Source organism: Enterobacter cloacae complex sp. ECNIH7, from assembly GCF_002208095.1.
GTDB lineage: Bacteria > Pseudomonadota > Gammaproteobacteria > Enterobacterales > Enterobacteriaceae > Enterobacter > Enterobacter cloacae_M.
This window is the reverse complement of the sequence record NZ_CP017990.1, coordinates 1,221,548-1,231,590: the sequence shown is the minus strand read 5'-3', so window position 1 is coordinate 1,231,590 and position 10,043 is coordinate 1,221,548. Positions and strand designations below refer to the sequence as shown.

13 protein-coding genes are annotated in these 10,043 nt (G+C 55.0%); 10 read left to right on the top strand and 3 right to left on the bottom strand.

From position 1 onward, the window contains the following. Positions 1–193: 193 nt before the first annotated feature. The gene (locus tag WM95_RS05970; protein ID WP_088544683.1) at positions 194–892 is read left to right on the top strand and encodes a DNA methylase; all 699 of its coding nucleotides are present in this window, start codon (positions 194–196) and stop codon (positions 890–892) included. 38 nt (positions 893–930) lie between these two features. On the opposite strand, the gene WM95_RS05965 is transcribed toward WM95_RS05970, so the two are convergent. The 3 genes from WM95_RS05965 to WM95_RS05950 all read right to left on the bottom strand — a co-directional run bounded on the left by WM95_RS05965 (position 931) and on the right by WM95_RS05950 (position 4,836). Next, positions 931–1,434: a DUF4760 domain-containing protein gene (locus WM95_RS05965; RefSeq protein WP_088544682.1), complete on the bottom strand. Its 504-nt coding sequence runs from the start codon at positions 1,432–1,434 to the stop codon at positions 931–933. Positions 1,435–2,047: 613 nt separating this feature from the next. After that, positions 2,048–3,106: a phage portal protein gene (locus WM95_RS05955; protein ID WP_063613516.1), complete on the bottom strand. Its 1,059-nt coding sequence runs from the start codon at positions 3,104–3,106 to the stop codon at positions 2,048–2,050. Continuing rightward, positions 3,106–4,836, bottom strand: coding sequence for a terminase large subunit domain-containing protein (locus WM95_RS05950; protein WP_088544680.1), 1,731 nt, complete (start codon positions 4,834–4,836; stop codon positions 3,106–3,108). The genes WM95_RS05955 and WM95_RS05950 overlap by 1 nt, the downstream gene beginning before the upstream one ends. Before the next feature lie 159 nt (positions 4,837–4,995). Here WM95_RS05950 and WM95_RS05945 point away from each other — a divergent pair, with 159 nt between their 5' ends. From WM95_RS05945 to lysC, 9 genes are all read left to right on the top strand, one after another. After that, positions 4,996–5,832, top strand: coding sequence for a GPO family capsid scaffolding protein (locus tag WM95_RS05945; protein WP_088544679.1), 837 nt, complete (start codon positions 4,996–4,998; stop codon positions 5,830–5,832). 23 nt (positions 5,833–5,855) lie between these two features. Next, positions 5,856–6,905 carry a phage major capsid protein, P2 family gene (locus WM95_RS05940; RefSeq protein WP_063144357.1) on the top strand — a complete coding sequence of 350 codons (1,050 nt, stop codon included), beginning with the start codon at positions 5,856–5,858 and terminating at the stop codon, positions 6,903–6,905. 46 nt (positions 6,906–6,951) lie between these two features. After that, positions 6,952–7,809 carry a phage terminase small subunit gene (gpM, locus tag WM95_RS05935; protein ID WP_088544678.1) on the top strand — a complete coding sequence of 286 codons (858 nt, stop codon included), beginning with the start codon at positions 6,952–6,954 and terminating at the stop codon, positions 7,807–7,809. 98 nt (positions 7,810–7,907) lie between these two features. Next, on the top strand, positions 7,908–8,432 hold the full coding sequence (locus tag WM95_RS05930; protein WP_088544677.1) for a head completion/stabilization protein: 525 nt from the start codon (positions 7,908–7,910) through the stop codon (positions 8,430–8,432). Then, the gene (locus tag WM95_RS05925; RefSeq protein WP_088544676.1) at positions 8,432–8,632 is read left to right on the top strand and encodes a tail protein X; all 201 of its coding nucleotides are present in this window, start codon (positions 8,432–8,434) and stop codon (positions 8,630–8,632) included. Before WM95_RS05930 ends, WM95_RS05925 begins: the two co-directional genes overlap by 1 nt. Beyond that, complete coding sequence (locus WM95_RS05920; protein ID WP_088544675.1) at positions 8,623–8,925, top strand: phage tail protein; 303 nt, start codon at positions 8,623–8,625, stop codon at positions 8,923–8,925. The genes WM95_RS05925 and WM95_RS05920 overlap by 10 nt, the downstream gene beginning before the upstream one ends. Next, complete coding sequence (locus WM95_RS05915) at positions 8,909–9,454, top strand: lysozyme (protein WP_088544674.1); 546 nt, start codon at positions 8,909–8,911, stop codon at positions 9,452–9,454. Before WM95_RS05920 ends, WM95_RS05915 begins: the two co-directional genes overlap by 17 nt. Next, on the top strand, positions 9,451–9,888 hold the full coding sequence (locus tag WM95_RS05910) for a DUF2570 domain-containing protein (protein ID WP_088544673.1): 438 nt from the start codon (positions 9,451–9,453) through the stop codon (positions 9,886–9,888). The genes WM95_RS05915 and WM95_RS05910 overlap by 4 nt, the downstream gene beginning before the upstream one ends. Next, positions 9,785–9,997 carry an Rz1-like lysis system protein LysC gene (lysC, locus tag WM95_RS27820; protein WP_088544672.1) on the top strand — a complete coding sequence of 71 codons (213 nt, stop codon included), beginning with the start codon at positions 9,785–9,787 and terminating at the stop codon, positions 9,995–9,997. Before WM95_RS05910 ends, lysC begins: the two co-directional genes overlap by 104 nt. Positions 9,998–10,043 lie beyond the last annotated feature (46 nt).

The window sequence follows — 10,043 nt, the reverse complement described above, 5'->3', positions numbered from 1 at the left end:
GATCAGCATGGTCGGCTTTGACAGTGTGGTACCGCAATACCGCGATGGCCGGAATGGTCAGCTTTGACGGTGTGGTACCGGATTCCGGCAAATACCGTCATTTCCGGCAGTGTTGGCCATACATCGAGTACCGTCATTTTTAACAGTGCTGCAGGTTGTTAAAAATGACGGTGCCAGCTGGGGACAAAAGAGAATGAGCTATCTGGGAAGTAAAGCGGCAAGTGGGGTTTATCAGAAGATTATTGCTGAAATGCCACCGCATGATACCTACATTGAAACGCACCTGGGCAGTGGCGCGGTAATGTTTCACAAGCCACTTGCAGCCAGGACGATTGGAATTGATGTTGATGAAAATGCTTTTAAATTAACGCGCGAGCGCTGGTCAGATATGGGGCAAACACCGCCTAAGTTGCATCTGTATCACGGTGATGCTGTAGGCTTTCTGGAAAGAGAAAGCTTTACTCGACATGGCCGCGTGCTGGTTTATTCCGATCCTCCATATCTGCTTGAAACCCGCACCAGTCGCGCCCGCTACCGCCATGAATATACGGTTGCCGATCATGAGCGGCTATTGTCCTGCTTGGCCAGCCTGCCGAAAAACGTTTCCGTTATTCTGTCCGGCTACCCATCGCAGCTTTATGACGAACGGTTAACAGGCTGGCGCAGCAAAGAATTTCAGGCCATGACGCGCGGCGGCGTGCGAACAGAAAAAATCTGGATGAATTACCCGGAAGGGCGCGCGTATACCCACACGTTTGCCGGGAAAGACTACAACGATCGGCACCGTATTAAGCGCAAAGTTGAGCGCTGGCGCGCAAAATATGCGGCCCTTCCTCCTGCTGAAAGGCTGGCGATCATGGTGGCGCTCAACGAGGTAGACGCGGGGCAGTAAAAAAGCCGCCTGGCTGGCGGCTTCTTCAATAACGATAGTTACTTATTCTTCTTAAGCGGTTTGGCTTTCCACCGCTTAACCAACCATTCAAATTCTTGATAGGTCGTCTCTGACTTGATGTGCTCCCTGATGGCTTTGATCAGGGGTTCGGCAATATCGTAGGTCTCTATCACGGTGGTATACGATGTTCGTTTGATCATCTGCTCGTTATAAATCCCCTCGCGGATGCTCACGGCAACCCTTTCGTAAAAGTTCAGGATGTACTGAAATTTGCGACGCTCAATCATTTCTTCTTCGGTGATCGCTTTGCCTTCGCATGGAAAGACGTAAGCACGGAACGATTTTCCTGAACGATGAACTTGCTTAAGGACATGCAGGGACTCTATGTACTGCGTATCCTGGCGACTTTCGAATAGAAAGTTAGCCGTTTGAGTTTTCTTTGCGGTGCGGACGTTATAGATGATTGTCCAGATGGCAACGACAACGCCGAGAAGCACAATGGCGTTACTGATAATTTGCAGGGTATTGGCGTCTAATGTCATGTTTTTTATCCATAAAAAAGGCGGGGTAAGTTCCCCGCCTCGTAGAGGTTAGATTCAGCTTAAAAGCCGTCGAACTCATCAAACATTTTTCTCATAATAACCCCCTTTGAAAGCATTTCGTAGTTCACTGATTGGTGAAGGTTCACTTATTAGTGAAGTAATACGACAAAATTACCCTAAAGGTAATCGGTAGTCAAATTGATGGGCCTTTTGGAGCTGCACAATAGTGCACAAATTTGCACAATTTTTTTGATGCTGTTTATGCCCTTTCCGCCCTGTGGTGGCGCGGTCTGACCCCGGATCGGCAAATGCACAAAAAACGAAGCAAATATCGCGCGCAGGTGACGGGGGAACAGCCCACGCGACAGGGGGCAGTGAGGGGGTGCCTTTAAATGCCATTCTTCGGCCTTTTCCGCCTTCTTCGCGCGCTTTCTCGCTTCCGGATGTGATGAGGAGTCGATTGCAGTTTGCGCCTGCCAGAATGGCGCTCATGCGCTCTGAGTGAGGGGGCGTTAAAGGTCGTACCGGGTGGTGATCGGGTGGTGGCCGGTCATGCGAAGATTGAAAATTACTGAAGGATAACCGCCGCAGGATGTGCGGCGGGTGGTGTGGATCACTCGTCTTTGAGCAGAGCGTAGGGATTAAAGCGGATCACTTCCTGACCTAGCCAGTCATTGACGCCCTTCATGGCTTCCATCACGGGCAACATTTCGTTGATGGCGAAGACGCGCGCGGCCTTCTCAACATCACCCAGCGAGCCGTTGCCTTCCGGCATTGCGCCCATCAGTTGCGGCGGGATGCGGTGAGCGTCGCGTAAATCGTTGCGCGTTGCTGATTTGATGTTAAGAAACTCATCCTTTGCCGATATCTGGCTGAACGGCAACAGTTGCACGCCGTCTTTGCCGCCGCCCGGCGCGTGGATCAACACGTTTTTGAAGGAGCCTTTCCCTCTGGCCTGTGACAGCGTCTTTTGCACCACCTTTATGCTTTCCTGATCTACCTTCTCCGACCCGACATAGAGAATGCATCCGGCATGGGATCCGTTGTCATAGTAGAGTTTGCGGAACTTATCGGCGGAATGTGACAGGCTGGCGGACAGTAGCGCCCCCATGTATTCCGGCATACCGTAGATTTCCTGATGAATATCCGGGTTCATGATGTGGCAGACCTGACCCGGCTTAAACTCGTATTCATCTTTCCACTGCCGGATAAACCAGTACGTATCAAGATCGCTACCCCGTCGCGTGTTCAGCGCCGGAACATGCTGGAGTTTGAGCGGGGCACCCAAAAGGTTAGAGCGGCGTTCAAGATAGGCATTACCAAAGACAAACCAGTCCAGTGCAAAGGCAGAGAAGGCCTGACGTGACAGTAAGGGGTGAGGGATATAGCACCCGGTCAGCACATTGCGCTTGAAGTAAAGCGCCGACTGATGCAGCGGGGATTGTGCGAACGCACGGGTTAACCCCTTCCAGTCTATTGGCGTTTCGTAGTACCGGCCGTTATCGACGCAGCACATGCTGTCAAGCAGGTCATAGCCGTCCGTTACCGAATAGGGACCGTCAAACGTGAAGGCGCTGAGCGCCGGATCGCTTCTGAGAGCGTCAGAGATATCAGGCTGTCCGGCACTGCCACTGCTGGCAGCGTGATTGTTTTTGTAGGTGCGCTTCTTCATCAGAACTCCATAGCAAACCCGCCGCTGCCACTCTCCTGGCCCAGCGGTTCGTTAATAATCGCGAGCATATTCGCCCAGGCTAAATCCCCGTGGCTGACGCCGCGCGAGCGGTCAGTGTCATAGGTGATGAATCCGCCTGGCGTCTTTACCTTGCGAACAGAGTTAAAGGCGTTGATCAGGGCGCGCTCGCTGCGGTCATACTCCCATCGCCCGGCGCGGATCAGCTGTAGCATTTTCAGCACCAGGGCGCGCTTTGACGTCATTGACATGGTGTAGGGCATTGCCATCGGGAAGAACTTCTTCACTATCTGATAAACGGCTTCACCATTACCGCCCGTCACGTCGATGCCGACATGCTGCACGTTGTATTTGAAGGTGAAGTTTTCGATAACTTTCGCCTGCTCTTCAAACTCAAGGCCGCGTACCTGTTCCGTCTCCACCGTGCGGAATTTACCACCCGGCACCAGTGGCGGAACCACAACGCAAATCGCGCCGCTGTCACCGTTTCCGCTGCTGCCGTTGGCGTCATAGCCTATCCAGACCGGGCGATTACCCATCGGCCTGGACGCAAAAGGCTTCCAGTCCGGCCATTCGTCATAACCATCTGCCCCGCAGCCAATCAGTGCGTTAAGGTTGAAAGCTGACTCGCCATCGCGAACGAACTCGCACATGTACAGGTTGCGGAATTCATCCTCGCTGTTTTCATCCTGAATCTCTTCAAGGTCGGTATATTCCCAGCCGTGGTCTATCACATCCTTCAGGGTGACAATCTGACGCCAGGTTTTATCTGGGCATAACAGCCCGCTGTTCAGCGTTTTCCAGCCCACATCAAATGCTTTGCGCTGTGCCTTGGGGCGTTTCTCATTCCAGCGATCGCCCGTCCAGAACGGGTAAGCCTCATGGGTTTCACCTGACGGCGTGGAAAAGTAGGTACGCGTCAGCCCCTTCAGCGTTGCCATTGCACCCGCAACCTTTCGCAGGTTGGTGAAGTTGCTGACCCAGAAGAATTCATCGAACTTCAGGTTGCCCGTATATGACTGTGCCGTCGCTGCGGACGTGCCGAGGAAATGCAGCTCTGCGCCGTTACTCAGTACGATTTTGTCGCCGCCCTTAAGCTCAACGTCTACTTCTTCCGCTACCTTCTGAATGAACCCTCTGAACTGGTGAGCCTGTCGGCGGGATGCGGACAGAAATATCTGGTTGCGCTGGTACGGATATTTCACATCATCTCGCAGCGCATCCAACAACGCCTCGCGTGCAAAGTACCAGGTTGCGCCAATCTGGCGGGACTTCAGTATCATGCGGTTTCGGTGGTGGCGTTGCTCATACCAGCCGCGTTGATGCCATGAAAGGGAATCAAGTATTTTCTCCCGCAGCGCGACGATCTGTTCTTCGGTGAAGTGGTTTTTCAGCTTGCGCTTGCGCGGCTTTTTGCCCGCGCCAGCCCCTGCCGGTTGTCCATCAGACAGCTTTTTCAGTTGCCGGGTCAGCAGATCAATCTCCTTGAAGTCTCCCCCGGTCTTGTCTTTCTTGTCCGTAAGCTGGATGAGGCGGGCATCCATAGACTGGCTGACGCGCTGGACGGGCGGCGTTTCATCCCATTCATCGCGTTTCTTCCAGGCGTAAATTGTGTTCTGATTAATCCCCATCAGGCGCGCGATCTCCGCTGGCGGATAGCCCTGCCAGTAAAGTTGTTTTGCCCTCTGACGTACAAAAGCGTCCTGTATCATCTGCCCTCCACCGTTTATGGAGTGAAGATTACCCCGCGCGCGATCCCGCTATCGCCCCCTTTGTGGTCTGGCCTTCCTCCGACAACAAAACCTCGTTGAGACAGCAAGTTACGCTCTGCCATCATGGCCGTACAGAAACCACTCAACAGGATTATCGACATGGCTAGCGCAGCTAAACCAGCCCGTAAGAAATTCCGCGTTGCTGTCTCTGGTGCCACCGTTGACGGGCGTGAAATTCGCCCTGAGCACCTTCGTGATGCAGCAGCAAACTACAGCCCGGACGTGTACGGCGCACGCGTCAACGTGGAGCACTACCTTTCGCCATTCCCCGGCAGTGATTTCGGCGCGATGGGTGATGTGACGGCGCTGAGTGCTGAAGATATCAGCGAAGGCCCGCTCGCCGGACGCACCGCGCTTTACGCCGAAATTGAACCTTCTGAGCGCATGAAGAAGCTGACGGAGGAAGGCAAGAAAATTTATTCCAGTATTGAACTGCACCCGCAGTTTGCGCTTAACGGCAAGGCGTATGTCATGGGGCTGGCGATGACCGATACCCCGGCGAGTCTTGGCACCGAGCGGCTGAAGTTTGCCGCGCAGCAGCGTCAGCAGGTTATGTCCTTCAACAATCAGCAGGGTGAAGCCCCGCTGTTCACCGATGCCATTGAGGCCGAAATTATCGAACTGGCTGAGCAACGCAGCGATGAAGGTAAGCAGTGGTTCGGGCGCGTCATGGGGATCATCGGTAAAGGCCGGAAAGCTGACGGTGAACAGTTCAGCCAGGTGCGTGACGCCGTGGAGAACGTCGCCCAATCCCATGCCGATCTGCTGGACAGCTTCAACGACCTGAGCCGCGCCCGCGAACAGGACAGCCAGGCAATCCAGAAGCTGACCTCCGACCTTGCCGCGCTGACCAGCAAGCTGGGAAACACTGACGCCAATTTCAGCCAGCGGGAACCCGCAAACGGCGGCGCAAACGCGCAGCTTGCTGATTACTGATATCCACAACGAGAGCAAAGAATATGGAAAACACTACCCGCCAGCTGTTTGATCGGTACGTAGCCCAGCAAGCACAGCTAAACGGCGTTTCAACCTCCGCTATCGCAGCAAAATTTGCTGTAGATCCGACGCGCCAGCAGCGTATGGAACAGGCTGCACAGCAAAATGATTCTTTCCTGAGCAAAATTAACGTGTTCCCCGTCAACCAGCAGATCGGCCAGAAAGTCCTGATCGGCAGTAAAGGCCCGATGGCTGGTGTAAACAACGGCGTCACCAGCCGTCGCAACCCTGGCTCAAATCAATCAATGGAGCCGTTCGACTACATGTGCCGCAAGGTCAACTATGACTACGGCATCAGCTATGAACAGCTTGATGCTTGGGCGCATATGCCGGAGTTCCAGCCGCTGATCAGCAAGGCAATGGCCCGCCAGATGTCGCTTGACCGCATCATGATTGGCTTTAACGGTGTGAAGTACAGCGATCCGTCTGACCGCGCCGCTAATCCACTGTTGCAGGACTGTGGCATTGGCTGGCTGGAGAAAATCCGTAAGGAGGCACCGCACCGAGTCATTTCTAATGTGACGATCACCTCGCGTGATGAAGATAACAAGATTGTCGCAAAAGGTACTTACGGCAACCTTGGTGCTGCGGTGTACGACGCTAAAAACAGCCTGATGGATGAGTGGCACAAGCATAACCCGGATAACGTGGTAATTCTGGCGGGTGACCTGCTGACGACGAGCAATTTTTCGGCCATCAACGCCTTAAGCCAGACCAACCCGAATACCGAAATGTTGGCCGGTCAGCTGATTGTTGCGCAGGAGCGCGTAGGCAACATGCCGACCTTTATCGCGCCTTACTTCCCTGTAACTGGCGTACTGATCACGCCGTTCAAAAACCTGTCGGTGTACTACCAGCGCGGCGGTCTGCGCCGGACGATCAAAGAAGAGCCGGAATACAACCGTGTCGCAACGTATCAGTCTTCAAACGATGACTTCGTCATTGAAGACTACGGCAATGTTGCGTTCATTGACGGCATTCAGTTCGCCCAGGCCGAACAGGCTGGCGAGTGACAGACGCGGCGGGGGAATTCCCCCGCCATTACGGGGAGAAGTGACGATGTTAACACCGGCACAACGACATTTTCAGAGGGTCATGGCAGAACGCCGGGGCCAGGCGGATGAAGAATCCGATATCCAGCGCACTGCGCATGAGCAAATTCTGCATCGCCTGCGTATGGACTTGTCCCGCCTTAGCGGCGTGCAGTCCGAAGAAACCAAAGCCGAAATGAAAAAATCCATGCTGCCTGAATACGAGGGATGGATTGAAGGCACGCTCGACGGCGACAGCGGGCGGCAGGATGAAGTCATTACCCGGTTGATGGTCTGGGCGATTGACTGCCGTGATTATGTGCTTGTGATGAAGCTGGGGCGCTATGTGGTGCGCCACGGGCTGACGCTGCCGGATAACTTCAACCGCACGGCAGCAACATTCCTGACCGAAGAAATGAGCAAACCACTGTTGACGCTCGCGGCTGCTGATGCTGACGCTGATTTATCGTCCGGTATCGCTGTGCTTGACGAAGTGGCGGACATTGTCGCCGACAGTGATATGCCGGATGTGGTGCGCGCCAAGTTGTGCAAGGCCCGTGCGCTTGCCCGCCGTGGTGCGACTGATATCACGACCAAAGCGGAAGCGCTGGCGCTGTTCCGTGAGGCGCTGACGCGCAACCCCAACGCCGGGGTAAAAAAAGAGATTGCCACGCTTGCCCGCGAAGTTAAGAAGCTGTCTGCGGATAGCGGCACGGGGGAAGGCGACGCGGCCAGCACCGACAAAACTGACGGTACTGCAGAGCCTGTTCCGGAAAAGAGCACTACCGCCAGCGCAGCAGGTAAAACGGCGACGCGTAAAACCACGACTAAAACGGCAACAGGCAAAGCGACAAAGCGCAAGCCTGCCAACCAGAAAAAGAATTAACGACTTCGGCCCCGTCCGACAGGCGGCGCGGGTGGATATCTGCCCTTTTACGGTCTTTTAACCACCCGCCCACCGCCTGATTTATGGGAGATAAGTGCATGAGCAGCCTTGTGGCAAATAAGCGCGTGTTGCCTGCCGACAGCGATACCCCCGATGTTGATGATGGTGATACCACCGTCAGCGCCGGGGACTTCTGGCCGGTGATAAAACTGGCCGATCTCCGTCTGGCCGCACGCATTACAGGTGGTATCACCACGTCCAGGCTGATGCACGTCACCACGGAAGCGGTAGCCCATGTCACCGCGCAGTTGCTGGGCTGGCGCGCCGGTCAGGTCAGCGCAGGCTTTCACACGCTGGAAGATGTGCCTTCAGCCCTGCCGTCAGGTGATATGGAAAAGCTGGTTATCAACGGTGAAAACGTGAAGGTGTACCGCTTCCGCCGTGCAGTCTATTCGATTGCCAGGGCGCTGGTACTTGAAGGCTATCGCGACGTTGATACCACGGCGAAAGGCGACAAAGACGCCGCCGCGCTTGACCTGCAACGGGATGATCTCTGGCGGGATGCCCGCTGGAGTATCGCCGACATTCGCGACACGCCGCGCCTCTATGCGGAGCTTTGCTGATGAAAGTGAAGGCATTGCTGGGGGATACGGTGGATTTGCTTTGCTGGCGTCACTACGGCACCACGCAGGGCGTGACCGAAAAAGTGTTATCTGCCAATCCAGGACTGAGCCAGCAGGTTTTTCTTGATGCCGGTCAGGAGATTGAACTGCCGGAAATCGCGCGTAAAGCGACACAGGAGATGGTGCAGCTATGGGATTAAGTTTCTTTCAGCGCCTTAATGACTGGCTGACATTCATGATGTCAGCGATGGTCACGAGTATTGGCGTAATGACACTGAGCGAAAAGATTGCGCTGGCCGGTCTTCTCGTCGGGATGGTTTTTGGTGCCCGTGGATGGCTCTATCGCGCCCGCATCGAACGGGGGCAGAAGCGTCGCAACGAGCTGATTAACCAGATTCTGGAACAGGCAGAACACAGGCAAATGAGTGAGTCAGAGCGCCGGGCGCTTGACCTTCTGCAACAGAATGAGCCGGAAGATGAAACAGCTTATTAAAAAATGCTCCATTGCGGCCATTGTTGCGCTGGGTATCACGCTGAGTCCGGGCGTGTTGCGCACCACGCCGGAAGGCCAGCAGAAGATTGCAGGCTGGGAAGACTGCCGGAATACACCCTACTACTGCACGGCTGGCGTGCTGACGGTTGGAATTGGTTCGACGGGGCGCGTTGAGAAGCGGGAGTACAGCGACAGCGAGATCGCCGGCCGCTGGATTAACGATATGCGGCACGCTGAGAATTGTATTAACCAGAATTTTGAAGGCGGGCATATGCCGCAGTACGCCTTTGAGGCCATGACGGATGCCGCTCTTAATGTGGGGTGTACTGGCCTGATGTGGTTCACGGACAGCCAGAAGCGAAAGCAGCGCACGACCATCTGGAAGAAGGCGCAGGCGCATGAATGGCAGGCGATGTGTAACCGGCTGACAGACTTTGTAAACAGCGGCGGTAAGCGCAGCCAGGGGCTGGTTAACCGGAGAGCGGATTTTAAGGCGTGGTGCCTGCGGGACGTGGAGGCTGATAAATGAAGATTACAGCCATTTTATGCGCATTGCTGGCGCTGGCCTCTGGTGGCCTGCTCTGGCAGACACATCAACGCGGAAAAGACTCCGCTCGCAATGAAGCGCTTTCCCGCGAGGTGAAAAGTAATGGTGAGGTGCTGGATGAGCTGCGGGCACTGACTGCTGACGCACGCGAAGTGCTTGCACAATTGCGGGCAAACGAGCAGCAAAGAAACGCCGAGGGAGAAAAGCGACGTGAAAACATGCGCGATGCCATCAAAGACGATACGTGTGCCAATACTGTTGTGCCTGCTTCTGTCAGTAACGGCCTGCAACACCGCGCCGCCTCAGCCACAAATGAAAATCGTGTACGAACCGGTGCCGGAAAGCCTGACGGCAGCAACGCCAGCGCCGGGACTGACCGCCCCGGTAACTTGGGGCGCGATAGCTATCTGGAGTGATCGTCTGCGCGATGCGCTGGATACCTGCAACGCCGATAAGGCGGCGATAGCCGATCTCGACCTGCGCCGCCTGAAAAGACTGACTGACCACGCGAGGGCAACACAATGACCTTATTCGACTATCTGAGTGCTCACCCGTACTGGACGCTTATCTA

What these genes read in the sequence shown, in the direction of transcription:
- WM95_RS05970 (WP_088544683.1), top strand. Translation starts at nt 194, where the DNA reads ATGAGCTATCTGGGAAGTAAAGCGGCAAGTGGGGTTTATCAGAAGATT.
- WM95_RS05965 (WP_088544682.1), bottom strand. Translation starts at nt 1,434, where the DNA reads ATGACATTAGACGCCAATACCCTGCAAATTATCAGTAACGCCATTGTG.
- WM95_RS05955 (WP_063613516.1), bottom strand. Translation starts at nt 3,106, where the DNA reads ATGAAGAAGCGCACCTACAAAAACAATCACGCTGCCAGCAGTGGCAGT.
- WM95_RS05950 (WP_088544680.1), bottom strand. Translation starts at nt 4,836, where the DNA reads ATGATACAGGACGCTTTTGTACGTCAGAGGGCAAAACAACTTTACTGG.
- WM95_RS05945 (WP_088544679.1), top strand. Translation starts at nt 4,996, where the DNA reads ATGGCTAGCGCAGCTAAACCAGCCCGTAAGAAATTCCGCGTTGCTGTC.
- WM95_RS05940 (WP_063144357.1), top strand. Translation starts at nt 5,856, where the DNA reads ATGGAAAACACTACCCGCCAGCTGTTTGATCGGTACGTAGCCCAGCAA.
- gpM (WP_088544678.1), top strand. Translation starts at nt 6,952, where the DNA reads ATGTTAACACCGGCACAACGACATTTTCAGAGGGTCATGGCAGAACGC.
- WM95_RS05930 (WP_088544677.1), top strand. Translation starts at nt 7,908, where the DNA reads ATGAGCAGCCTTGTGGCAAATAAGCGCGTGTTGCCTGCCGACAGCGAT.
- WM95_RS05925 (WP_088544676.1), top strand. Translation starts at nt 8,432, where the DNA reads ATGAAAGTGAAGGCATTGCTGGGGGATACGGTGGATTTGCTTTGCTGG.
- WM95_RS05920 (WP_088544675.1), top strand. Translation starts at nt 8,623, where the DNA reads ATGGGATTAAGTTTCTTTCAGCGCCTTAATGACTGGCTGACATTCATG.
- WM95_RS05915 (WP_088544674.1), top strand. Translation starts at nt 8,909, where the DNA reads ATGAAACAGCTTATTAAAAAATGCTCCATTGCGGCCATTGTTGCGCTG.
- WM95_RS05910 (WP_088544673.1), top strand. Translation starts at nt 9,451, where the DNA reads ATGAAGATTACAGCCATTTTATGCGCATTGCTGGCGCTGGCCTCTGGT.
- lysC (WP_088544672.1), top strand. Translation starts at nt 9,785, where the DNA reads ATGAAAATCGTGTACGAACCGGTGCCGGAAAGCCTGACGGCAGCAACG.